This window comes from Acinetobacter cumulans, assembly GCF_003024525.3.
Classification (GTDB): domain Bacteria; phylum Pseudomonadota; class Gammaproteobacteria; order Pseudomonadales; family Moraxellaceae; genus Acinetobacter; species Acinetobacter cumulans.
Genome location: NZ_CP035934.2, coordinates 283,782 through 307,451 on the forward strand (window position 1 = coordinate 283,782; position 23,670 = coordinate 307,451).

At 42.7% G+C, this 23,670-nt stretch carries 21 protein-coding genes; 10 read left to right on the forward strand and 11 right to left on the reverse strand.

Going from position 1 to position 23,670, the window contains the following annotated elements; all coding sequences use genetic code 11:
- Window position 1 precedes the first annotated feature (1 nt).
- From blhA to C9E88_RS01300, 3 genes are read right to left on the reverse strand one after another with little or no spacing between them, the layout of a single operon-like run.
- Window positions 2-631 (reverse strand): cell division protein BlhA, encoded by a 630-nt coding sequence (blhA, locus tag C9E88_RS01290; protein WP_106983858.1) that lies wholly within the window; start codon window positions 629-631, stop codon window positions 2-4.
- Between the two features lie 36 nt (window positions 632-667).
- The gene (locus C9E88_RS01295) at window positions 668-1,075 is read right to left on the reverse strand and encodes a DNA polymerase III subunit chi (protein WP_106983859.1); all 408 of its coding nucleotides are present in this window, start codon (window positions 1,073-1,075) and stop codon (window positions 668-670) included.
- On the reverse strand, window positions 1,068-2,516 hold the full coding sequence (locus tag C9E88_RS01300; RefSeq protein WP_106983860.1) for a leucyl aminopeptidase: 1,449 nt from the start codon (window positions 2,514-2,516) through the stop codon (window positions 1,068-1,070). The genes C9E88_RS01295 and C9E88_RS01300 overlap by 8 nt, the downstream gene beginning before the upstream one ends.
- A gap of 159 nt (window positions 2,517-2,675) precedes the next feature.
- Here C9E88_RS01300 and lptF point away from each other — a divergent pair, with 159 nt between their 5' ends.
- From lptF to C9E88_RS01320, 4 genes are all read left to right on the forward strand, one after another.
- Window positions 2,676-3,779 carry an LPS export ABC transporter permease LptF gene (gene lptF / locus C9E88_RS01305; RefSeq protein ID WP_106983861.1) on the forward strand — a complete coding sequence of 368 codons (1,104 nt, stop codon included), beginning with the start codon at window positions 2,676-2,678 and terminating at the stop codon, window positions 3,777-3,779.
- Window position 3,780: 1 nt separating this feature from the next.
- Window positions 3,781-4,851 carry an LPS export ABC transporter permease LptG gene (gene lptG / locus C9E88_RS01310; RefSeq protein ID WP_106983862.1) on the forward strand — a complete coding sequence of 357 codons (1,071 nt, stop codon included), beginning with the start codon at window positions 3,781-3,783 and terminating at the stop codon, window positions 4,849-4,851.
- Between the two features lie 124 nt (window positions 4,852-4,975).
- Window positions 4,976-6,523, forward strand: coding sequence for a 2,3-bisphosphoglycerate-independent phosphoglycerate mutase (gpmI, locus tag C9E88_RS01315; protein WP_106983863.1), 1,548 nt, complete (start codon window positions 4,976-4,978; stop codon window positions 6,521-6,523).
- A gap of 22 nt (window positions 6,524-6,545) precedes the next feature.
- Window positions 6,546-7,718, forward strand: coding sequence for a S41 family peptidase (locus tag C9E88_RS01320; protein ID WP_106983864.1), 1,173 nt, complete (start codon window positions 6,546-6,548; stop codon window positions 7,716-7,718).
- Window positions 7,719-7,721: 3 nt separating this feature from the next.
- On the opposite strand, the gene C9E88_RS01325 is transcribed toward C9E88_RS01320, so the two are convergent.
- From C9E88_RS01325 to gacA, 3 genes are read right to left on the reverse strand one after another with little or no spacing between them, the layout of a single operon-like run.
- Entirely contained in the window at window positions 7,722-9,137 is a 1,416-nt protein-coding gene (locus tag C9E88_RS01325) for a sigma-54-dependent transcriptional regulator (protein WP_106983865.1), read from the reverse strand.
- A 22-nt stretch (window positions 9,138-9,159) separates the two neighbouring features.
- The gene (locus tag C9E88_RS01330) at window positions 9,160-10,728 is read right to left on the reverse strand and encodes a sensor histidine kinase (protein WP_106983866.1); all 1,569 of its coding nucleotides are present in this window, start codon (window positions 10,726-10,728) and stop codon (window positions 9,160-9,162) included.
- A 20-nt stretch (window positions 10,729-10,748) separates the two neighbouring features.
- On the reverse strand, window positions 10,749-11,384 hold the full coding sequence (gene gacA / locus C9E88_RS01335; RefSeq protein WP_106984092.1) for a response regulator transcription factor GacA: 636 nt from the start codon (window positions 11,382-11,384) through the stop codon (window positions 10,749-10,751).
- Between the two features lie 225 nt (window positions 11,385-11,609).
- Here gacA and C9E88_RS01340 point away from each other — a divergent pair, with 225 nt between their 5' ends.
- The gene (locus C9E88_RS01340; RefSeq protein WP_130125643.1) at window positions 11,610-12,659 is read left to right on the forward strand and encodes a serine hydrolase family protein; all 1,050 of its coding nucleotides are present in this window, start codon (window positions 11,610-11,612) and stop codon (window positions 12,657-12,659) included.
- A 104-nt stretch (window positions 12,660-12,763) separates the two neighbouring features.
- Here C9E88_RS01340 and thrC read toward each other — a convergent pair whose 3' ends face one another.
- The 4 genes from thrC to xerD form a co-directional block, all read right to left on the reverse strand.
- Window positions 12,764-13,903, reverse strand: coding sequence for a threonine synthase (gene thrC / locus C9E88_RS01345; RefSeq protein ID WP_106983867.1), 1,140 nt, complete (start codon window positions 13,901-13,903; stop codon window positions 12,764-12,766).
- Window positions 13,904-13,960: 57 nt separating this feature from the next.
- Window positions 13,961-15,265 carry a homoserine dehydrogenase gene (locus tag C9E88_RS01350; RefSeq protein WP_106984094.1) on the reverse strand — a complete coding sequence of 435 codons (1,305 nt, stop codon included), beginning with the start codon at window positions 15,263-15,265 and terminating at the stop codon, window positions 13,961-13,963.
- A 127-nt stretch (window positions 15,266-15,392) separates the two neighbouring features.
- The gene (locus C9E88_RS01355) at window positions 15,393-16,208 is read right to left on the reverse strand and encodes a DsbC family protein (RefSeq protein WP_106983868.1); all 816 of its coding nucleotides are present in this window, start codon (window positions 16,206-16,208) and stop codon (window positions 15,393-15,395) included.
- A 98-nt stretch (window positions 16,209-16,306) separates the two neighbouring features.
- Window positions 16,307-17,224: a site-specific tyrosine recombinase XerD gene (gene xerD / locus C9E88_RS01360; protein WP_106983869.1), complete on the reverse strand. Its 918-nt coding sequence runs from the start codon at window positions 17,222-17,224 to the stop codon at window positions 16,307-16,309.
- A 174-nt stretch (window positions 17,225-17,398) separates the two neighbouring features.
- Here xerD and C9E88_RS01365 point away from each other — a divergent pair, with 174 nt between their 5' ends.
- The 5 genes from C9E88_RS01365 to ftsW all read left to right on the forward strand — a co-directional run bounded on the left by C9E88_RS01365 (window position 17,399) and on the right by ftsW (window position 22,550).
- Window positions 17,399-17,659 (forward strand): FeoA family protein, encoded by a 261-nt coding sequence (locus C9E88_RS01365; RefSeq protein WP_106983870.1) that lies wholly within the window; start codon window positions 17,399-17,401, stop codon window positions 17,657-17,659.
- Window positions 17,656-19,515, forward strand: coding sequence for a ferrous iron transporter B (gene feoB / locus C9E88_RS01370; RefSeq protein WP_106983871.1), 1,860 nt, complete (start codon window positions 17,656-17,658; stop codon window positions 19,513-19,515). The genes C9E88_RS01365 and feoB overlap by 4 nt, the downstream gene beginning before the upstream one ends.
- Window positions 19,516-19,561: 46 nt before the next feature.
- Window positions 19,562-19,813 (forward strand): DUF6587 family protein, encoded by a 252-nt coding sequence (locus C9E88_RS01375; protein WP_106983872.1) that lies wholly within the window; start codon window positions 19,562-19,564, stop codon window positions 19,811-19,813.
- Between the two features lie 172 nt (window positions 19,814-19,985).
- A complete protein-coding gene (gene murD / locus C9E88_RS01380; RefSeq protein WP_106983873.1) occupies window positions 19,986-21,332 on the forward strand; it encodes a UDP-N-acetylmuramoyl-L-alanine--D-glutamate ligase in 1,347 nt (448 codons plus the stop codon).
- Window positions 21,333-21,353: 21 nt separating this feature from the next.
- Window positions 21,354-22,550, forward strand: a complete 1,197-nt coding sequence (gene ftsW / locus C9E88_RS01385) for a putative lipid II flippase FtsW (protein ID WP_106983874.1) — start codon at window positions 21,354-21,356, stop codon at window positions 22,548-22,550.
- A 202-nt stretch (window positions 22,551-22,752) separates the two neighbouring features.
- Here ftsW and gluQRS read toward each other — a convergent pair whose 3' ends face one another.
- On the reverse strand, window positions 22,753-23,670 hold the full coding sequence (gene gluQRS, locus C9E88_RS01390) for a tRNA glutamyl-Q(34) synthetase GluQRS (protein WP_106983875.1): 918 nt from the start codon (window positions 23,668-23,670) through the stop codon (window positions 22,753-22,755).

Below are 23,670 nucleotides of genomic sequence, written 5' to 3' on the forward strand. Positions count from 1 at the left end.
TTTAAGATTCAATTTTTTTATCTGAAAAATTTGAATTTTTTAAAATATATTCAATTTCTTCTTGGGCTGCAGCTTTGAGTTCTGCACGAAATGCATTGACTGACTTTTCAATCAGGCTGTCTGCCTCAAGCTCTAAACGAACACGAACACTTTCTAATTCTGACAACATGGCATGGTCAGGTATAGATAAGTTTTGGGCAAAATTGAAGGCAATACCTTCAGGGTTTTTATGATAGCGTGCCGTATAAGTCTGAATTTCACGGTCAATATTTTGACGAATCAGCGCGAGGGTTTGGCTCTGCTCAGCATATTGGCGAATTTCATCTTGTTTCAGTCGTTCAACATAAGCCAATTGTTCAGCACGTTTTTTATCCAGTTTTCTTTCAAGTGCGAGCTGTTTACGCAAACGTGCTTCTTCAATTAATTCCGCTTTGCGCTTGGCATAAGCTTCTTCAATAATCTCAAAGGACATTTGCTGTTGCTTTTGGTCGGTGATCAGCCATTCCTGAATTTGACTTTCTGGCTTCAGCACATCACAGATGCGGCTGAGGTCATCAATAAAGGTCTGACGTACAGCATCAGGCACGTTTAACCAGCGCTGTTTAAAATCGGGACCAACATTTAATGCCACTGCAGCATCTCCTTGTATGAGTAATTAAAAGTCGTGTTAAAGCTTATAGGTTTGTGGTGCTATGCCTAAACGACGGTATTGTTTAAACTTTTCACGGCCAATTATTTTGGCGTCGTCATTATTTTCTATAATTTCAATAATGTGACTAAAATGTGAACATTGTTCAAGCGCTTGATTGTTAAAATTAAATACAATCCAGTCATCTTGCTCTGGCAAATGCTCTGAAATGCACACGGGTGCATGGGGTTGGTCTATGCCATGCGGGATGAAGCTGGCTTCGTCAAAAGTCCACAAGCGTTCATCCAACTGTTGTCTTAAGCCTTGGTCACTGCAGTAAAACCAAATACGTGCAGATTGACGAAGGATTTTACGACTTAAACGGCAGGCACTTTCGACCTGCCGTTCGGGACTCTTTTCAAACAAATAAAAGCTAATTTTAGCCATTCGTTACAACGCGATTTGCGAGGAATTGAACCAATAACGGCACAGGGCGACCTGTCGCACCTTTATTTGCACCTGAGTTCCATGCACTGCCTGCGATGTCTAAATGCGCCCAGCGGTAGTCACGTGTAAAACGTTGCAAGAAACATGCTGCAGTCACTGCACCTGCTTTAGGGCCACCAATGTTGGCAATATCAGCAAAAGGTGAGTCGAGTTGTTCTTGGTAGTCTTCAATGACTGGCATGCGCCATACACGGTCAAATGCGGTTTGACCTGCAGCCACTAAGTCGGCAGCCAATTGATCATCTGAACTGAACATACCTGTAAGTACTGAGCCAAGTGCAACCACACATGCACCCGTTAATGTTGCAATATCAATCACAAGGGCAGGGTTAAAGCGTTTGACATAGGTCAGTGTATCGCACAGCACTAAACGGCCTTCGGCATCGGTATTTAAAATTTCAACCGTTTGGCCACTCATTGTAGTCACAATGTCACCTGGGCGTGTAGCGTGGCCAGATGGCATATTTTCCGCAGCTGCAATCGCACCGACAACATGTAATGGCAGTTTCGCTTCACAGAGCGCACGAAGTGTACCCAGTACAGAGGCTGCGCCACACATATCGTATTTCATTTCATCCATGCCAGCGCCTGGTTTAAGTGAAATGCCGCCTGTATCAAAGGTAATACCTTTACCCACTAAAACGACAGGTGCTTCACTACGCTGTGCTTGATATTCAAGTGTGATAATACGACCTGGACGATCTGAACCTTTGCTTACCGCAAGGAATGCACCCATGCCAAGGTCAGCAATTTGTTGCTCATCAAGTACCGTAACTTTGAGTAGCTCTGGAAATTCAGCAGCAAGCGCCAAGGCTTGATCGGCTAAATATTCTGGGAAGCAGATGTTACCAGGGCGGTTGCCAAGGTTACGTGCAAGGCTTTGACCTGATTGGATGGCATGTACCAATTGTAACTGTGTGTCTGTCAGTGGGCTTGATGCTGTGATGAGATTCACTTGCTCCAATGCAAACTCATTTTTTTTCGATTTGTATTCATCAAATGCATAGCCTGCTTGCGTTAGGCTTAATGCAAATAAATAGTGTAGCTCTTGTGGTAAGGCTGAAATATCAACACTGATCTGTTTGAATTTTTTTTGTGAAGTTTTGATAATCGTTTGAGCTAATTTCGCGAGTTTCGCAGGATTGAGTTCAGTCGATTTTGCAAGCCCCACTAAGCTACACATGCGACTTTCAGCGACAACACCATTGAGCGCTAAACTTTCATTGAAGCTTGCTTTAAATTGTGCTGCTTCTATAATATTATCTAAGTCATTGATTTTGTATAAAGTTGAAGCATTTTGAAGCTGCTCAGAATCTACTAATATCAACAAAAATTGGCTAGACGCATTCTCTTGGAATGACGTATTAATAGTGAGTTTCATATGCGGAATTCATGCCTTTTAAAATTTGCAAACCATTAAACCATTGAAACATTTTCATGAATAGAGTTTCAATGTGCAACATGGGTATAGGTTTTATATTTTCAACATTCGGGTAAAATAGCGCTAGTCTTTATTACCCAATTTTCTGGAAGAATTAATTTGATTATTCGGCGTTATTTGGTCAAGCAAGTTGTGTCGACGTCCTTGGTAGTGATTGCTTTACTGACCTTAATCATGATGGGCGGCCGGCTAATCAAGTATTTTGGCGTCGCAGCGCAAGGCCGTTTGGATGCGGGAATTTTATTTAGCATTATTGGTTATCGCTTACCTGAATTTCTCACCTTAATTCTTCCACTGGGCTTTTTTATTGCGCTCATGCTGGTTTTTGGGCGTATGTATGTCGACCATGAAATGGCCGTCATGAATAGTAGCGGTGTCAGTCGCAACCAATTGGCGCGAATTTTAGTGCCAATGACAGCGGTTTTTCTGGTAGCACAAATGTTTTTAATGATGTGGGCCTCACCTTGGGGATTACGTCAGTTCGAAGCATTGACCACCACACAAGCAGTACGTGCAGGTTTTGACTTGGTCCGTCCTAAAGAGTTTATTCCTTCGGGGCCATATACTATTTATGCAGGTGACTTATCTGAAGACCGCAAAAATTTAAAAGACATTTTCTTTTATCAGCGCTCAGCTAAACCAGATAAACCTGACGTGATTATTTTGGCCAAAGAAGCAACTCGTGTGGATGTTGAAGATAATGATGGCGCCAATGTCGTGGATTTGGTCGAAGGGCGTCGTTATGAAATTTACCCTGGGCGACCACGTTATTCGCAAGTGGAGTTTCAAACTTATCGTTTACGCTTAGAAAATAACAAAGAAGCGCAATTTGAAAGTACTGAAGTTGAAGCATTGCCGATGTCACAACTGTGGCATAGCCGTGATGATGCTGTAGTTGCGAGTGAGTTAGGTTGGCGTATATTCGTGCCATTTTCAATTGTGGTGGCATTGATGTTAGCAACCGCTTTATCTGAAGTGAGCCCACGCCAAGGACGCTACTTAAAACTTTTCCCCGCTTTACTAATTTTTGCCAGCTTAATTGTTGCACTTATGGCGATTAAAACGCGAATATCGAAAGGGGAGATGGGCATCTTCGCTTATCCATTGGTGCTGTTGGTGTACGCCGTGGCAGCCGCACTCTTTTCGCGTAAACAAAAATTGGCACCTAAAATTAAGAAACAGATTCAGCGAGTGAGGTCGTAAAATGTTAGCACGCCGTATTGTTGCCAAACATGTGACTAAAACGACTGCACTTGCCATGTTAGGTGCAACCGCCGTTTTGTCGAGTTTGCAGGTTTTATTTACTTATTTAGGCGAATTAGGATCACTGCAACCGAATTATGGGGCTTGGGATGCCTTTATTTATGTGTTGTGGGGTGCGCCGTATTATTTGAATGAAATCCTCCCGATTTCTGCTCTGATTGGTGCAGTACTGGGTTTAGGTACGCTGGCATCCAATAGTGAACTGATTGTCATGCGCTCAGTTGGGGTGAGTCTTTGGCGAATTGTGGGATGGGTGATTCGTTCTGCTTTAATTTTGGTGGTGCTGTCATTTGCATTAAGTGAATGGATTATTCCTTATACCAATGAGCAAGCCAAAGGGGTGAAAAGCCACCGCTCTGTTGCAGAATTAGGCGAGGTCAATGGTTATTGGACTCGTGAAGGCCAACGCTTTATTTATGTGGATTATGCTAACTCAAAAGGTGAGCTTAAAAATATTCAAGTCATTGATTTTGATAATGCATATCGCTTGCGTGGCACGATTGAAGCCGAGCAAGGCCAGTTTGTGTCAAATGGCACATGGAAACTCAACACTGTGCAACAAATGGATGTGTTAAAAGATGGCGATGCCACTTTAGCAAAAAACGCTGAACACCCTTTGTCTTTGGCTTTACAGCCGAAATATGTGCACATGGTGACCCTTGATCCAGAAGATCTTTCACCGAGCCAATTGATTAGTTTTATGAGCTATATGCATGAATATAGTCAAGTTCCAAAAACTTATCAGCTCGCATTTTGGCAAAAAGTCGGTTCTCCATTTGCATTAATTGCTTTGGTAGTGATTGCCTGCTCATTTATTTTTGGTCCCTTACGTCAGCAGTCAATGGGCTTTCGTTTGGTAATTGCCTTATTTACAGGCCTAGGGTTCTTCTATTTACAGGATTTCTTAGGTTATGCCAGCTTGGTGTATTCACCATCTCCAGCATGGTTCGTATTTGTTCCTATTGTATTGATCTTTATGGGTGGTGGTTATTTGCTCCACCGTGCACGTTAGATCAGGAAAAATCGGGTAAATCTATGTTCATGAACAGCATTAACCATGCCTTGAACATAGAGTCTTGACCGAAAATTCGGTAAGATAGCATGGTTAATTTATAGACGAAAAAGAGTGTTCAATTATGACGGATGCAAGTGCTCGCAAAATCCCTCACGTTTTAGTCATTATGGATGGTGTGGGTCATCGTGAAGCGATTGAGGACAATGCTTTTTTAGCAGCTCAACGTCCAAATTTAACCGCGATGGAAGCAAAGCATCCGCATGGTTTAATCTCTGGCTCTGGTGAAGACGTTGGCTTACCAGACGGCCAAATGGGTAACTCTGAAGTGGGTCACATGAACTTGGGTGCTGGCCGTGTGCTGTACCAAGACTTTACCCGTATTACCAAAGACATTCGTACTGGCGCCTTCTTTGAAAATGAAGTACTGGTGGATGCTGTAGAAAAAGCCAAAGCAGCCAATGGTGCAGTCCATCTGATGGGCTTGTTGTCTGAAGGTGGTGTACACTCGCATGAAGACCATATTGTGGCGATGGCTGAGCTTGCGTTAAAACGTGGTGCGAAAGTGTATTTACATGCTTTCTTAGATGGCCGTGATACACCGCCAATCAGCGCACAGCCATCTTTAGAAAAATTAGATGCATTGTTTGCTCAATATCCAGGTCAAGGTCGTATTGCGACTTTAATCGGTCGTTATTTTGCAATGGACCGTGACAACCGTTGGGATCGCGTTGAACAAGCTTACCGTTTGTTGACAGAAGGTGAAGCTGTACGTACAGCCCCTACTGCGGTTGCAGGCCTAGAGTTAGCTTATGCAGCTGATGAAAAAGACGAATTTGTGAAAGCAACGCGTATTGGTGATGCAGCTCCAGTTCAAGATGGTGATAGCGTTGTCTTCATGAACTTCCGTGCTGACCGTGCACGTGAAATTACCAAAGCCTTTGTAGAAAAAGACTTTGCAGGCTTTGAGCGTAAAGTTGTACCTGCATTGTCTAAGTATGTGATGTTGACACGTTACCAAGCGACGATTGATGCACCTGTTGCATACATGCCAGAAGCGTTGGTGAATTCATTGGGCGAATACTTGTCGAACTTGGGTAAAACCCAGCTACGTATTGCGGAAACTGAAAAATATGCCCATGTGACTTTCTTCTTTAGTGGCGGTCGTGAAGATGAATATCCAGGTGAAAAACGTATTTTGATTCCATCTCCAAGCGTTGCTACGTATGACTTAAAACCAGAAATGAGTGCATACGAAGTTACAGATGAGTTGGTGGCTGCAATCAATTCAGGCGAATATGACTTGTTGGTGGTGAACTATGCCAATGGTGACATGGTTGGTCATACGGGTGTATTTGATGCTGCAGTAAAAGCTGTTGAAGCTGTAGATACTTGCTTAGGTCGTGTGTACGACGCAGTCATGGCGAATCAAGGTCACATGATTGTGACAGCCGATCACGGTAATGTTGAACAAATGCAGGATTATCAAAGCGGTCAGGTACATACACAGCATACAACTGAATTAGTACCATTCATCTATGCAGGCCCAACGTCAGCAACGATTGTGGAAGGTGGTGTTTTGGCCGATGTTGCGCCTACATTACTTCACTTGATGAAGCTTCCAGTTCCTGCTGAAATGCAAGGTCGCAATCTAATTCATTTAGATGCATAAATATTGATGAAAGGGTAGATGTATGGCGCAAGCACGTTGGATTTCTGGGGTAATTTTTGGCTCACTTCTAATGTGCTTTAGTCATACCACATGGGCTGTTGGCAAAAAGTCAGCAGCCCTTGATTTTGATGGCGATTATGAACAAAGTAATATGGAAGTTCCGGTGGAATCCATACAACAATTTGTTCAAATTTATGGCATTGTTAAAGACAATTATCTCAAAGAAAAATCAGACGATGATCTGTTTCAGCAAGCGATACAAGGCTTGGTCAGTGGTCTAGACCGCTATTCACGTTATCTTTCTCCTGAAGACTATAAACAGCTTTTACAATATACCGAAGGCGATTTGGCAGCAGTCGATTTTGACTTGCACTATGACACGATCGCGCAGCACTGGGTCATTCATAATCTCAAAAAAGATGCTGACTCTGCAAAACAGGGTTTAAGTAATGGTATGGCTGTGTACAAAATGGATGATCAAGAGCTGAAAAAGCTAAGTCATGTACAAGTTAAACAGTTATTAGATGGGGCGATTGGTTCAACATTGAGCCTACAACTGACCACACACAGTAAGCCAATTTATATTGTGCGTAATACCAAAATTGAAACCGATATTGAATCCCGTTTACTCAATAATCAGGTTTTGGTCTTAACGGTAAAAGTATTCCAGCAAGACACGGCCAATGAGATCAAACGCATTATTGAAAGCCATAGTGGGTCGAAGGTCAAAGCAATCTTATTTGACTTAAGAAATAACCCAGGGGGCTTATTGTCGGCAGCGGTAGAAACGGCAGATTTATTTCTCAACCAAGGCGTGATTGTTTCGACGCGAAGTCGCTCCGAAGGGGATCAGCAGTTTCAAGCTTTACCGAGCTTTGAATTTCAAAATATGAAAGTGGGCATTTTAATTAATGGTCGATCTGCCTCGGCAACGGAAGTCTTTACGGCAGCGTTAAAAGAGCATGGGCGAGCATGGGTCGTGGGTGAAAAAAGCTACGGTAAAGGTGTAGTGCAGAAGCTTTTTCCATTATCCAACGGTGCTGCTTTACAAATGACCGTATCGCAGTATTACACGCCCAATGGTCGAATGATTGAAGGCATTGGGGTGCAACCTGATTTTAGCTACCCACAGCATGAGATGAGTGAGCAGCAATATCTTGAGCATGTGACAGAGCAACTGCTCAATAAAAAATAATACTTATTCTTCGTCGGTATCGAGCCCAAATTTCTTTAAACGATAGCGCAAAGAGCGAAATGACATCCCCAGCTTTTTAGCAGCTAAGGTTCGATTCCAGTGCGTCAGATTGAGCGCATTTAGTAGAATTTCTTTTTCGATATTTTCTAGATAAGGCTCTAGTCCTTCTTCAGGCAGTTTCTTTAATGGCATACTGGTAACAGAGGCCATAGCAACAGCCTGAGAGGCATCTGTGTGATCCAGCACAGGTGCACTACGGCGCAGTGGGGCACTTTGCAAATGAGGTAAATCTATGCTGTCTGTGTCGCTGAGCGTGATGGCACGTTCAATAATATTGCGTAGCTCTCGCACGTTGCCTGGATAATATTGATTGAGTAGAAAATCTTGCGCGCGCTCTGTGAGGGCCTTGGCTTTAATATCCCATTCTGAGCAAATTTTTTGAATAAAATGCTGCGCCAATAACAAGATGTCATTGCCACGTTCACGAAGCGGTGGCAATTCTAAGTCCATCACATGAATACGGAAGAATAAATCCTGACGGAAGCGACCCTGTTGCACCAGTCCATCTAGATCTTGATGACTTGCACTGATAATGCGGAAATCGACATCAATTTCATGGTCTGCACCGACGGGACGAATCCGCTTTTCTTGCACAGCGCGGAGCAATTTTACTTGCATGCTTAGGGGTAATTCCGCAATTTCATCGAGGAATAAACTACCGCCATGTGCTGATTGAATCAGACCTTGCTTATCTTGGGTTGCACCTGTGAAGCTGCCTTTTTTATGGCCAAAAAGCTCACTTTCCATTAAGTCGCTCGGAATCGCACCGCAGTTAATGGCAATAAAGGGGCCTTCATTTCGATTACTTAGGCGGTGCACCAAATTTGCGACAACTTCTTTACCCGTACCTGATTCACCAGTAATAAAAACAGGTGCTTGTGAGCGAGCAATTTTTTTCAAAGTGATACGAAGCTGTTGAATTGGCAAGGATTGTCCAATCAACATTTTGTATTCTAGTGTGTCTTCTTGTGGTGTTGTAGAAGGAATTGGTTTATTGAGTGCTTTTTGTAGTAGTTGCTCTAAGTGCTTTGGATTAATGGGTTTGCTGACAAAATCGAAAGCACCTGCTTTGAGCGCTGCAATGGCAATTTCCATGTTGCCATACGCCGTTAAAACGGCTACAGGCAGGCTTGGGCAGTGCTCATTCATCCATTGTAATAGTTGTAAGCCATTACCATCAGGAAGGTTGAGGTCAGTTAAACAGGCATCGTATTGGTGTTCTGTTAAGCATTGGCGAGCTTCACTGAGTCGGTGTGCAATGTGTGTACGAATCCCCATGCGTGATAAAGACATTTGCATGAGTGTACATAAGTCTTCTTCATCATCGACCAACAGTACCAATGGTTGCTGTTCTGCCATATTTCCCCCCAAATAAAATCGATTAAACGGTCACGGCTAAGCAAGAAACTCTAAAACAGGCCCCTTGTTCTTTTTGTTCTACGTAGGTGAGCTGTGCTTGATTTGCTTCGCAAAAACTGTGCGCTAGGTACAATCCTAAACCAGTTCCTGTGATTTCGGTACTGAAAAATGGTTGAAATAATGCAGATCGATCATGTTCTGCAACACCAAGGCCGAAATCACGCACATCAATATGTATATATTTTTGATATGTATAAATATTTAATTCGATATGCGGTGTGCTGGGGTCATTATGTCGGATGGCATTGCGCACCAAATTAATCAGGACTTGGCGCAATTGACCTTCATCAAAGTGAATCGCCACAGGCTCTCGCATATTCAGTTGAATTTTATCTTGAATATCCGAAAGATCATCTTGAATGAGCTGAGGCATAAAGTGTTTTAATGGAATCAGTATTGGGCGCGTTTCTTTATTTTTCACCATATTGAGCGTGTCTTGCACAATACGGTCAATACGCACCGATTGTTTAGCAATCATGCTATGTAATAGTTTTTGTTGTGATGGATCACTATCTAAAAATAGATCATTGGCTTGAACGATGGCCGCCAATGGATTACGGATTTCATGTGCAATACTGGCAGAAAGCTGACCAAGGGCTGCTAATTTTAGCTGTTGTACATGCTGATTAATTTTTTGTGCATCCTGCAAGACCAGTAAGGTTAAGGTCTGGTGCGGCACATTCAGTTTTTGTACCCGAACATGAATATGAAAGCGACTTTGTTGTGATTGAAATTGGAATGTATCGCCATCGGGCAGTTCTTCAAATTTCATCAGCTCAAATAAGTCGGGTTGGGTTTTATACAGTGGATGTGTTTCATAGCGATACATCGGCGCAATGCCCAATAAATGACAAGCTTCAGGATTGCTGAGTACCACATGGCAGTTTTGGTCGAGCACCAAATAGCCCGTTTGAATTTGCTCTAAAATATAACGGTTAATATTTTGCAGTTGGTTTAATTCGAGGGACTGTGAAAAGTTCAAATTTTCCATGATCTGGAAGCGACGAATCGCAATTTGTCCACTTCCATAGACCACAAAAAATAAGAAGGCCAATAGAGCACTATTACCAATATTTTTCAGTGAGGTCAGCTCGAAAATGGAGCCAATAAATACTTGGTAAACGACACTAATGACGGCAATCAGTGTAATGAGTAGAGCTTTTTGTGCATTGAGTAAAAGCGAAGCTGCAAAAATACAAATGACGAACAGCAAGCTGATATGTAAATTTGGACCATCAAGTGCCAAGGTTAATAAGCTAAGCGCCGTAACATCGACAGCAAAGAGGCTTACCAGTTGCTTGGGAATATAAGCACGCACGCCACGCATTAAAAAAAACTGTAGGCTACTGATTAATGCATAAGCGCTCAGGACGTATAAATAAAAGCGCGGATACTGATATTCGACACTTAACTGCCGATAAGTCAGCATAAAAATCAGCAATAAGCCCGTACTGATAATGAAGCGATATGCGCTATACCACAGCCCGAGATGATACTGATTTAATTCCGCATGATAAGAAGGCTGGGGCATAAAGGATGCACTGGTATTTTTTAAGGTTTAATAAGGCCGTAGCGAATGGCTAGGTGAGTTAATTTGACGTCACTGTCTAAATTTAATTTTTCAAAAATACGGTAACGGTAAGTGTTGACGGTTTTTACACTCACAAAAAGCTTATCTGCAATCTCTTGTGCGCTAATACAATTGACCACCATCATCGCCACTTGCATTTCACGTTCTGAAAGTGCATCAAAAGGAGATTGTTGAGTGTCAGATAAATACGAGCTGGCCAATTGCTCTGCAATGTCGGCACTAAAGTATTTACCGCCTTGCATGACTTTGTTAATGGCACGCACCATTTCTGTAACAGGCGCACCTTTGGTGATATAGCCCTTCGCACCTGCTTTTAGGAGTAGGGAAGGATAAGGCTCTTCAGCAAGACCACTTACGGCTAACACTTTGGTGTCAGGCGCTGTTTGTAAGAGACGTCGTGTGGTTTCTACACCCCCAATACCTGGCATATTCACATCGAGAAGTACGACATTGGGGTGATGCTGACGCACCAGAGAAATCGCTTCTTCACCAGATTCGGCTTGCCCAATCACTTGTACATCGACATGGTCTTCTAGCATTCGACAAATACCTGTACGAACCAACTCATGATCGTCTACCACCAAAACTGTGATCACTGACATTCTCCCTCTGTTTTATACATGTCTTTTTTGTTACATAAAGCAAAATAAGCTTGCAATGAAACGACAAAATTAGCAATCCTATTCTTATCTACGATGAAAATATTTGATACACAATGTCGTGGGTAAAAATTGTTCTGCTATGTGCCTAAATGTAAGGCATATTTATGGTAATAGGCAAATTTTTAGCTAAATTACTAAGATAGAGTTGAGTAAGTAAAAGTGAAGAATTTAAATAAATCATTCGCACACGTGTTGGGCTTTTCATTTTTATTTGGCATAAGCACCGTAAGCTTTGCTGAAATTATTATGAATCCAAACACGAGTCAATCGAATTTGAGCTGGTCATCTGATGATGTCAGCCAACTTTTAAATCAAGATGTTTCATCTGCTACAGATGAGCCATCACCACAGGGTTCGACCAAAATCACCACCAGTGTGCGTAGTTCGAATGGCGTAACGACACAAAATGCACCGTCACAAACGGTACGTATTGTGGATACCAATAATTATGCCAACCAACCGAGCATTAATGCACGTGCGGCGATTGTGATGGATGGTCAAACAGGCGAAGTGCTGTACAGTAAAAACAGTAATGTTGCGCGTTCTATTGCATCGATTACCAAGTTGATGACAGCCGTGGTTATTTCAGATGCCCGCTTAAACATGTCTGAAAATATTACCTTACAGCAAGGTGATTTTTCATGTTCTGGCTGTAAGAGCTCAAGTTCGACTTTACGTGCCGGCGATAGCATGAATCGTGCAGAAGCATTGTTACTGGCGCTAATGAAGTCAGAGAACCCAGCAGCATCGGCTTTGGCACGTACTTATCCGGGTGGTCGTAGTGCATTTTATAGCGCGATGAATGCCAAAGCGCGTTCATTGGGCATGACCAGCACGCATTATGTCGAGTCTACAGGTCTACATCCGGGCAATGTCGCTTCAGCGCGTGATTTGGCGATTTTGGTGAATACAGCATCGCAATATGGTTTAATCCGTCAGTTTTCTACCACACCAAGTTATGACTTTAACTTGGGCTACCGTGTACTCAAATCCAATAATACCAATGCCTTAGTGCGTAATGGTGGTTGGAATATTAATATTTCTAAAACAGGCTATATCAATGAAGCAGGGCGCTGTGTTGTGATGCATACAACATTAAATAATCGTCCAGCTGTTGTTGTGTTACTGGGAGCCGATACCTCTCAAGCACGTACAGATGATGCAACGCGCTTAATGACTTGGGTAACTCAGTTACCAAAACGAATTTAAGGCTTAACTTCTTACTCAACTTGAGCTTTTTGTTTTCAGGCTAAATTTAGCCCATGAAAAAACCCTGCTAGTGCAGGGTTTTCTTTATTCAATCAAATATGTGATTACATATTTGACAAAATTGAATCACGAACTTGATCCATTGTTGCATCGATTGACAACATTACGGCATCAGAGCATTGTTTGATTGCAGTATCAGGGTCTTTCAAACCATTACCTGTTACGGTACATACGATCACAGAACCTTCAGGGATTTTACCTGCTTTAAGGTCGCGGATTGCACCACCAATTGATGCTGCAGATGCAGGCTCAACAAATACGCCCTCATACATCGAAAGCATACGCTGTGCATCTAAAATTTCAGCATCAGTCAGTTCATCAAACCAACCTTGAGAATCGCGTACAACTGCTTTTGCATGGTTCCAGCTTTGTGGGTTACCAATACGAATTGCTGTTGCAATTGTTTCTGGATTTGCTACAGGTGCGCCACGTAGGAATGGTGCGGCGCCAGATGCTTGATAGCCCACCATCACTGGTAAACCTTCTGGTTTAGGGCCAGTGAAGGCGTCAGTTGCTGCATCGTAAATCACTTGTTCAAACTCACCTACAGGTTGGTTTGCAACAGCTTCTGTATAACCCATCCAGTGTGCAGTGATGTTACCTGCGTTACCTACAGGTAAGCAGTGGTAGTCTGGTGCACGACCGAGTTCATCAACGATTTCGTAAGCAATGGTTTTTTGACCTTGCAAACGGTATGGGTTGATTGAGTTTACGATGGTTACAGGTGCTTGATCTGCAACTTCTTTCACTAGGCGCATGCCATCGTCAAAGTTACCGCGGATTTGCATGGTGATAGCACCATACATCATTGCTTGCGCCATTTTACCCATGGCAATTTTGCCTTCAGGGATTAAAACGAATGCTTTGATGCCAGCGCGTGCAGCATAAGCGGCTGCAGCTGCTGAGGTATTACCTGTAGATGCACAGATAATTGCTTTTGAGCCTTCTTCAACAGCTTTTGTTACCGCCATGGTCATACCACGGTCTTTAAATGAACCAGTCGGGTTTAAGCCTTCGTACTTCACATAAATTTCAACATTTTTGCCAATTAAACGCGGAATATTTGCAAGTTTAATCAGTGGGGTATTACCTTCACCTAAAGAAATCGCTTTAGTAGTGGCAGACACTGGTAAACGGTCGCGATAGCGGTCAACTAAACCAGTATAACGATTGGCATTCGACATGATGATGTTCCAATTGTGTATAGAGCTTGGTAAGGGGAGAATTTCCCCTTAACCCGATTAATTATCAAGCGATTCTAAACGAATTCGTACAATTTCGCCATGAATGACAGGCAATGCTTGAATTTGTTGAAGGGCTTCATCCATTTTAGATTCTTTCACTGGATCGGTCAGAATCACGATAGGAATAAGGTCTTTTAAGCGCGATTGTTGCATGATGGCATCAATGCTAATGCCTGCACGGCTTAAAATAGTGGTCACTTCAGCTAAAACACCAGTTTGGTCTTCAGCATTAATACGGATGTAGTAACCTGTTGTCATTTCTTCGCGTGGCAGAATAGGTAAATCGCTTAAGCTTTCAAAAGCTAATTGCGGAATAGTCCCTGCACCATCTTCGGTATAAGAGATGTCACGTACGATATCGACAACGTCAGCAACAACTGCAGAAGCTGTAGGGCCTGCACCAGCGCCAGCGCCATAGTAAAGTGTTGGACCAACGGCATTGGCTTGTACTAATACAGCATTTTTCACGCCATTTACATTGGCAATCAGCTGTTCTTCTGGAATCAGCGTCGGGTGTACACGTAATTCGATACCGTTTGCTGCACGGCGTGCAATACCCAAGTGTTTAATGCGGAAACCTAAATCTTCAGCATATTTCACATCTTGTGCAGTCACTTTGCTAATGCCTTCAGTGAAGACTTTGTCAAATTGCAATGGAATACCAAAAGCGATAGATGCAAGAAGTGTAAGCTTATGTGCAGCATCAATGCCTTCAACGTCAAAAGTTGGATCTGCTTCTGCATAACCAAGCTCTTGCGCTTCTTTGAGTACGTCGGCAAAGGCACGGCCTTTTTCGCGCATTTCAGTCAAAATGAAGTTGCCTGTACCATTGATAATGCCAGCTAACCAATCAATTTTGTTGGCAGCCAAGCCTTCACGCATGACTTTAATAATTGGAATACCGCCAGCGACTGCAGCTTCATAGGCAATTTGTACATGATGATCATCAGCCAGTTTGAACAGCTCATTACCGTGCTCTGCGAGCAGGGCTTTGTTGGCTGTCACGATTTGCTTACCGTGTAAAATAGCTTCTTTGATCACTTCATACGCAGGGTGAATACCCCCCATAACCTCAATGACAACATCGACATCAGGTTGGCGAACGATCTCTAAAAGATCTGCGCTTTGTTGAACTGATGCAGGTAAATCAAGGTCAGGACGCGGGCGACGCGTTCCCACATGGGTAATTTCAATTTCACGACCGGTGCGACGTTTAATCTCAGCAGCATTTTCTTTTAGTAGTTTAAGGGCACCACCACCCACAGTACCAAGACCGAGGATTGCCAGACGAACTGGTTTCACGTCACACTCCATTTATTTCAGCAAATTTTTTAAGTGAACCTAGATCATAGCTAAAAAAAGCCTATGACTCTAGGAGATTCACAAATTTATATCTATCTATAAAAAACAGTAATTTAATCAATAAATTTTATTTATTTAAGCGTCCAATTAATTCGCTAGGCTCCATGTAGCCACCCAAATAAACACCGTCGGTATTATAAATTGCAGGAGTGCCATTTACGCCAATATTCAGACCCAATTTGTACATGTCGCGGACTGGGTTTTTGCATGATGCAGGAGGGAGTTGAACCCCTGAAATCGCTTGATTGAAGGCTTCTTGACGGTTTGCACTACACCAAACACTTTCCATTGCCGGCACAAATTGGTCACCACGTGGCCATGCAATATAGCGAACTTCGATGCCTTTGCTGGTAATCTCATCTAAATGTTCATGCAGTTTATGGCAATACGGACAGCTTGCATCGGTAAAGACGTAGATCACATGCTGTGTTTTACCTTTTGCTTTGTAAACAATGAGATCTTCAGTTTTGAGTTTTGCTAATTCTTTTTTGGTCACTTCAGACTGCAAACTTTCGCTGACATTATGCAAAGTTTTGTCACCTAAGCGGATGACATCACCTTGAATAATGTATTTGCCGTCGGCTGTGGCATACACAGAAGACATGCCTTCAAAGCTTACCCAGAATAAATTTGGGACTTCGGTGGCTTTTACACTGCTAATTTTGGCAGTAATGTTGGCTTTTTTCAGGCCTTCTTGCAGGGTCTGAATGAGACGTTGCTGTTGATTGCGTTCTGAAAGGGTAGAGGCTTCGCCCGTTGCTGGCGCACTTGCGGTTAAAGGCGCTTGTTTTTCTTCATCATTATTTGATTTGCTGCAAGCACTTAAAGCAAGGCCTGTAGCAAGTGTACATGCGATCACAATTTTTGAACGGGTAAATAGCATAAAAAACCCTTTTCTTTTCGCTTTTTAAAAAACAGGTGAGCTAGCATAGCAAAAAAATCGGGTGTGAAAAAAACTTCTTGGTCTGATATGCCATACCGTTAAGCGCGTGGATGAAACTGAGCATGGAGCTGTTGCATACGGACTTGCGCCACATGGGTGTAAATTTGTGTGGTTGATAAATCACTATGACCTAATAACATTTGTACCACACGTAGGTCTGCACCATGATTCAGTAAATGTGTCGCAAAGGCATGGCGTAATGTATGTGGTGAAAGTTCTGCTTGTATGCCTGCTTGTAAGGCGTAACGTTTAATGGCGTACCAAAAATTTTGTCGACTCATAATCCCGCCCAGTTGCGTTAAAAACACATAGTCAGTCGCAGTTTTATAGAGTTGTGGTCGTGATTCATTGAGATATTTTTCGACCCATTCACAGGCAGCCTGACCCATGGGCACCAAGCGTTCTTTATTGCCTTTACCGACAATGCGAATATAGCCTTGCTTCAGATTCATCAACTCTAATCTTAAATTTAAGAGTTCCGTCACACGTAGGCCACAGGCATAGAGCACTTCTAACATGGCACGATCACGTAAACCTAAAGCGGTTTGAATATCGGGTGCCAAAATAAGTGCTTCTACATCGGCTTCAGACAAATCCTTGGGCAGAGCTCGACCGAGTTTTGGGGTTTTATGTGTGCTGACAGGGTTGTCACTACGCAGTTTTTGCTCTCTCAGAAATTTAAAAAACGAACGCATGGCAGATAAGCAACGAGCAATTGAGCGTGGGCTTTTACCCTGTTGCGTTAGATGTAATAAAACATCAGAAATATCGTCTGCAGACCACGTCGGCATTGGGTGAGTAAGGCATTCACTACATTGGATTAAATCCGATAAATAGGCATTTCGCGTGTGCGGGCTAACGGTCTGTGCGATTAAATCGTCTCGATAACCTTTTAAAAAACTATAGTGTTCCGGAATGCTAACAGGAGTTGGAATACGAGGTTTTTTATTTAGCATGACGCACTCAGAATTAATGAATATAACCGATGGTGATGATTGATTTTATCAAATGTATTGTAACAATTCTTAGTAATCAATGTGCTATAACAGATGCGAATCATTATCGTATCTGATTTGGTAATTATTCTCATTTGTTTGTATACTGTTCAAAATATTTAAGGGTTGGATGCGGTGCGTTTATCTGATTTAAAAGTCAAACAAACTGCCATCATTAGCAAAGTAAATCGTACTTTGGATGGCGAAACTCAGACTGATTTAGTAGCAAGTCGCCTAGAAACGTTGGGTTTTGTTGCGGGTACGAAAGTACAAGTTATCACCAAAGGCATTTTTGGTGGTGATCCTATTTTAATTCAAGTTGGATTTACGCGTTTTGCTTTACGTAAAGTCGAAGCCGAAAAAATTGAAATTTTGCTTGAAGGGGCGTCAGCATGAGTGATGCTCTTCGTATTGCTTTAGTCGGGAATCCCAACTGCGGTAAAACCTCATTATTTAACCATTTAACGGGTACGCGCCAAAAAGTTGCGAACTATGCGGGTGTAACCGTTGAACGTAAGGTTGGTCAATTTGTATTGCCTTCAGGTAAGCCTGTACGTGTGCTGGATTTACCGGGTACTTATAGCCTAAATGCGACCAGTCCCGATGAAGCGATTACTCGTGATGTGGTGCAAGGTAAAATTGCAGAAGAAGGCCAACAAGATGCATTTTTATGTGTGGTGGATGCCACAAACTTAAAACTGCATTTGGGCCTTGTCATGGAAATGATTGAGCTGAAACGTCCTATTCTACTGGTATTGAATATGATGGATGAAGCACGTCGTCGTGGCATGCAGATTAATACGCAAAAACTTTCTCAGCGTTTGGGTATTCCAGTGGTAGAAACAGTGGCTGTACGTAATGCAGGCATTGAAAATCTCATGGGTGCGCTGGATGCAGGCACCTTTAGAACACCTGATGCTGCGTTGAGTGACGTGGGCAAAGCAGATTCTGTTCATGCACAAATCGAAAACATCTTAAAAGATGTAGTGGTGTATGTAGACCAAGAAGATAAGCGTTCTGACTTTTTAGATAAAATATTTTTACATCCTGTGTTTGGCTTGATTAGCCTTGCTGTGATGATGTTTGTGGTATTCCAAGCGGTCTTTGCATGGGCTGCGCCATTTATGGATGGTATTGAAGGCTTCTTTGGTTGGTTTGGCGAAACCGTTGGTGCTTATATTTCACACCCAATGCTCAATAGTTTGGTGGTCGACGGCATTATTGCGGGTGCAGGTGGTGTTGTAGTCTTCTTGCCACAGATTTTAATTCTTTTCTTCTTTATTTTGGTTTTAGAAGAATCGGGTTATTTACCTCGTGCCGCATTCCTTTTAGACAAGTTGATGTATAAAGCTGGCTTAAGTGGCCGTGCCTTCATTCCATTGCTATCAAGTTTTGCATGCGCCGTACCTGGCATTATGGCAACTCGAAGCATTAGCGACCCACGTGATCGTTTAACCACGATTTTTGTTGCGCCACTGATGACCTGTTCGGCACGCTTACCTGTTTATGCGCTACTGATTTCTGCTTTTATTCCAGAAAAAATGGTTTGGGGAGTGTTCAATCTACAAGGCTTGGTACTGTTTGGCTTATATGCAGCAGGGATTGTGAGTGCTTTATTGGTTGCGACCGTACTTAAATTCTTCCAAAAAGATAAATCACAACATGCACTTTTAATGGAATTACCAAGTTATCGTATTCCAGATTTTAAGAGTGTTTGGATTGGTCTATTGGATCGCGCCAAAATCTTCTTAAAGCGTGTGGGCGGTATTATCTTTGCGCTTTCAATTTTATTGTGGTTCTTGTGTACCTTCCCTCAACCGCCAGAAGGTGCAACGCTGCCAGATATCGATTATTCATTTGCAGGGATGCTTGGGCATTTAATGCAACCTATTTTTGCACCACTTGGGTTTAATTGGCAGATTTGTATTGCCTTAATTCCAGCAATGGCTGCACGTGAAGTGGTTGTGGCTGCTTTAGGTACGGTATATGCCTTATCTGCAGCAGACGATGATGCTGTGGCACAAGGGCTATCAACACTCATCAGTACGGGTGACTTAAGCTGGTCATTGGCAACAGGTTTGTCACTGCTCGTTTGGTTTATTTATGCACCGCATTGCTTAGCGACATTGGCAACAGTGAAACGTGAAACAGGCTCAATGAAAACAGTTACATTCATGACGATTTACCTGTTTGGTTTGGCATATTTCATGTCATTTTTGACCTATCAAATTGCATCGCATTATTTAGGTTAAAAATTTAGATTAAAACATTTTACTTTGATGGTAAAAGGAGATTGAGATGATTGAAATTCTAATTGTGGCTGCTTTGGTCATTTGGAGTGCTGTCGTGGTGTTTAAAAAGGTATTTCCTCAAACATCGAACTCAGTCTTCACGTCTATTTCAAAAGCTTGTGCACGCCGTGGTTGGTCAAAACTGGCAACATGGTTAAAACCTGCTGCGGTTGCGGGTTGTGGTGGGAGTTGTGGTTGTTCTGCTACAGAAGAAGCACGCCCTCAAAAAGAGCAAGTACAGGCGGTTAAATGGAAGTAATTGCTTTAGCCATTGAAAATATGCTGTGTAAAAGAAAACCGTCATTTTTATGACGGTTTTTTTACGCGCCGACACAAAAAAACCATCATAAAGTTAAAACAGAAAAAGCATTCAAAACAGCAAAGTGCTAACATTTCCACAGTTGTAAAATAGACCATAAACAGAGGCAAAAATGTTAATACAACGTGGTGGATTAAAAGTCGTTGCTGGGCTCGGAATATCTGGTGTTGCAGCAGTTAATTTCTTACATGACAAAGGCTACCGTGTTGCAGTAACAGACTCTCGAGAAACGCCACCTGGACACGACCAAATTCCCAGTGATGTACAAACCAGTTTTGGCCAATTAGATCAAGAATTGTTATTACAAGCTGAAGAAATTGTCATTAGCCCAGGGCTCGATCCAAAATTAGCAGAAATACAAGCCGCGGTTGCAAAAGGCATTCCTGTGGTGAGTGAAATTCAAATTTTACGCCGTGCAACAGATAAACCAATTGTTGCCATTACAGGTTCAAATGCGAAAAGTACGGTAACCACTTTATTTGGCTTAATGGCTGCTGATGCAGGTAAAAAAGTGGCTGTGGGTGGTAACTTGGGTCGTCCCGCTTTGGATTTAACCAAAGATGATCCTGAGCTTTATGTGCTTGAACTCTCAAGCTTCCAACTCGAAACCACATCCAATTTGGCTGCTGAAGTGGCTGTAGTGCTCAATATGAGTGAAGATCATTTAGACCGCCATGGCGATATGATGGGTTATCACACAGCAAAGCACAGAATCTTTCAAGCTGTGAAAAAAGTTGTATTTAACCGCGACGACTCTTTAACACGTCCGTTGGTGCCAGATGCTACCCCAATGCAAAGCTTTGGCTTAAATGCACCTGATATCAATCAATTTGGTGTGTTGAAAGACGATGATGGCACTATTTGGTTGGCACGTGGTCGTGAGCGTTTACTCAATAGTGCAGACATGTATATTCAGGGCACGCATAATGTTGCGAATGCATTGGCATGTTTAGCATTAGGCGAAGCAATTGGCCTAAGCCTAGACAGTATGTTAAATACCCTAAAAACCTTTAAAGGTTTAGAGCATCGCTGTGAGTTCGTGAAAGAATTGCATGATGTGCGTTATTACAACGACTCAAAAGGCACCAATATTGGCGCGACATTGGCCGCAGTGGATGGCTTAGGGGCTGCCATTGAGGCCAAAGGCGGTAAAGTGGTCATTATTTTAGGCGGTCAAGGCAAAGGGCAGGATTTTACTGCACTGCGTGATTCGCTACAAAAATATGCCAAGGTTGCAGTACTCATTGGTGAAGACCGCCCAATTATTGAAAAAGCAATTACAGGAACAACCACATTAGTACATGCTGAAACTTTAAAACAAGCAGTTGAACTGTGCCAACAACATGCTCAAGCGTATGATGTCGTACTACTATCACCTGCATGTGCAAGTTTTGATATGTTTAAAGGATATAGTGAACGCGGCCATCAGTTTGTCGACTGCGTGAACGCATTGGCTTAAAAAAATGATAAGGAAAGTTGTATGGCTGGGTTAGCTCAGACGACCATAACTAAAATTACCGAGGTATATGAGCGCTGGGCACCACGTGTGCCCGCCGAAATTACCACACGTAATGTGCTCATATTTAGTGTATTGGCATTGCTGTGTATTGGTTCAATTATGGTGGCATCGGCGTCTATGCCGTATGCTGCACGTTTACATGAAAATCCATTTCACTATATCACGCGACATGGGATTTCAATTTTAGCTGCTTCTATGGCGGCTTATGCAGTATATAAAGTCCCTTTAAATGTCTGGTTTAATAATACTTTTCCATTTTGGATATTAACCATTTTACTGCTGGCCGTGGTGTTGGTCGCTGGTACAGAAGTCAATGGTTCCACCCGATGGATTAAAATTGCAGGCTTTACCTTACAGGCTTCGGAAGTGGCGAAGGTGATGATGGCCATTTTCACCGCCGATTATGTGGTACGAAGGGCAGAGGAGGTGCGTAATAGCGTCTCTGGCTTAGTGCGCTTAGGTGGGGTCATGATTATCACGGTCGGCCTAATTTTGGCTGAGCCCGACTTAGGGGCAACCGCTGTAATTGTCTTGATGATTTTAGGCGTATTCTTTTTGGCAGGCGCGCCTGCTGTACAGTTTATCGCGTTCATGGCCTTTATTGTGGTGGGCTTAATTGTCGCGATTGTCTTTGAGCCTTATCGTTTACAACGTGCCTTATCGTTTACCAATCCTTGGGCCGATCCGCTGGGCACAGGTTATCAGCTCTCTAATGCGTTGATGGCTTTTGGTCGTGGTGAATGGTTTGGGGTTGGTCTCGGTCATAGTATCCAAAAAATGTCCTATTTACCTGAAGCACATACTGACTTTATGTTGGCTATTTTGGGTGAAGAGTTCGGCTTTATGGGGATTACCACCGTGATGATTCTGTCATTCACACTGGTGGTCTGCAGTATTAAAATTGGTCATCGTGCCTTACGTAATCAATACTTGCGTGCAGGCTATTTGGCTTATGGCATTAGTATTATTTTCTTACTGCAAATTTTGGTGAATGCGGGCATGAACATGGGGATGCTACCAACAAAAGGTTTAACCTTGCCTTTTATTAGTTATGGTGGTTCATCTTTAATTATGTGTGCGGTGATGATGAGTTTAATCCTTAAGATTGAAAGCACGACCAATCAAGTAAACCCAAGTAAAGAAGAATCGAGCTTCTAAGCCGTTTAAAGTTGAATCGATCAGCCGAGTAGGGTGAAAACCGTACTCGGCATTTTTATGCCCGTGTGGGCGAATGTTCAGCTTTGCCCTAGGTGTATACACAGAATGAGCGTAATAAGCGCCGTATAAAAGATGGATACAGTTTAAAAAATCTAGGTTATAACAGTATAGAAAGGTAATACACAGGCGTAGCGGTGTGTTTTTAGGTGTAAATACCTTCGAGCATAGTTTGATGTGGAATATATGTACTTGACCACTGTGCAACCGCTTGTTGGAGCATACGTGCAGGGCGGTCGAGTTCTACTTCGGGTTGATGTAAAGCTTTGAGTGCACGTTGTAGCAATTGCGAAGGTTGGCTTAAATCTAAAGCTTCGGCCATATTTTGCTTAGAAAGTTTTTGCCTTTGATCATTCATGGCAAGCGGCAAGTGCATATACTGCAGTGGCGCATAGCCCAAAAGTTGACCCAACCAGATTTGTCGCTCGGTGTTGTCGAGTAAATCGGCACCACGCACCACATGCGTGATCCCTTGCAAATGATCGTCGACAACAACAGCCAATTGGTAATTAATAATGCCGTCACGGCGTTTTAGCACGAAATCACCTAAATCAAATTTTAAATTCGATTGATGCGTACCTTGAATTGGGTCTGTAAATTGGATGACTTGATCTGACACTTTAACCCGAATGGCTTGATGGGCTAAATCAAGCTGTAGGTCTCTGCACGTGCCTTGATAAATATGATTAGAACCGAGCATTTTACGTGTGCATTGGCAAGCATAGACCAAGCCTTGAGCATGTAATTGCTGAATCACGTCTTCATAAATGTCTAAGCGGTCTTTTTGAAAAATGATGTTGCTATCTGGATCAAATTCAAAGGCATCTATGGCACGTAAAATATGCGCTTCACTGCCAGGATAAATGCGGGGGATGTCGGTATCTTCAATCCGAACCAGCCATGAACCTTGCTGAGCGCGGGCTTCGCAATAGCTTGCAACAGCAGTAATTAAAGACCCAAAATGCAAAGGGCCGGTTGGCGATGGCGCAAACCGACCCACGTAATTCACTTCTTTCCCTTCCTGATTTAAAGGAAGGGGGAGGGATGCATTACTCAATAACAT

Bases quoted from the DNA above. Each gene is read 5' to 3' on its own strand.
- C9E88_RS01325 (WP_106983865.1), bottom strand. From the start codon at position 9,137: ATGGCAGAACAGCAACCATTGGTACTGTTGGTCGATGATGAAGAAGAC.
- C9E88_RS01320 (WP_106983864.1), top strand. From the start codon at position 6,546: ATGGCGCAAGCACGTTGGATTTCTGGGGTAATTTTTGGCTCACTTCTA.
- C9E88_RS01300 (WP_106983860.1), bottom strand. From the start codon at position 2,516: ATGAAACTCACTATTAATACGTCATTCCAAGAGAATGCGTCTAGCCAA.
- lptG (WP_106983862.1), top strand. From the start codon at position 3,781: ATGTTAGCACGCCGTATTGTTGCCAAACATGTGACTAAAACGACTGCA.
- C9E88_RS01375 (WP_106983872.1), top strand. From the start codon at position 19,562: ATGATTGAAATTCTAATTGTGGCTGCTTTGGTCATTTGGAGTGCTGTC.
- gpmI (WP_106983863.1), top strand. From the start codon at position 4,976: ATGACGGATGCAAGTGCTCGCAAAATCCCTCACGTTTTAGTCATTATG.
- C9E88_RS01295 (WP_106983859.1), bottom strand. From the start codon at position 1,075: ATGGCTAAAATTAGCTTTTATTTGTTTGAAAAGAGTCCCGAACGGCAG.
- thrC (WP_106983867.1), bottom strand. From the start codon at position 13,903: ATGTCGAATGCCAATCGTTATACTGGTTTAGTTGACCGCTATCGCGAC.
- ftsW (WP_106983874.1), top strand. From the start codon at position 21,354: ATGGCTGGGTTAGCTCAGACGACCATAACTAAAATTACCGAGGTATAT.
- xerD (WP_106983869.1), bottom strand. From the start codon at position 17,224: ATGCTAAATAAAAAACCTCGTATTCCAACTCCTGTTAGCATTCCGGAA.
- C9E88_RS01355 (WP_106983868.1), bottom strand. From the start codon at position 16,208: ATGCTATTTACCCGTTCAAAAATTGTGATCGCATGTACACTTGCTACA.
- gluQRS (WP_106983875.1), bottom strand. From the start codon at position 23,670: ATGTTATTGAGTAATGCATCCCTCCCCCTTCCTTTAAATCAGGAAGGG.
- feoB (WP_106983871.1), top strand. From the start codon at position 17,656: ATGAGTGATGCTCTTCGTATTGCTTTAGTCGGGAATCCCAACTGCGGT.
- murD (WP_106983873.1), top strand. From the start codon at position 19,986: ATGTTAATACAACGTGGTGGATTAAAAGTCGTTGCTGGGCTCGGAATA.
- C9E88_RS01330 (WP_106983866.1), bottom strand. From the start codon at position 10,728: ATGCCCCAGCCTTCTTATCATGCGGAATTAAATCAGTATCATCTCGGG.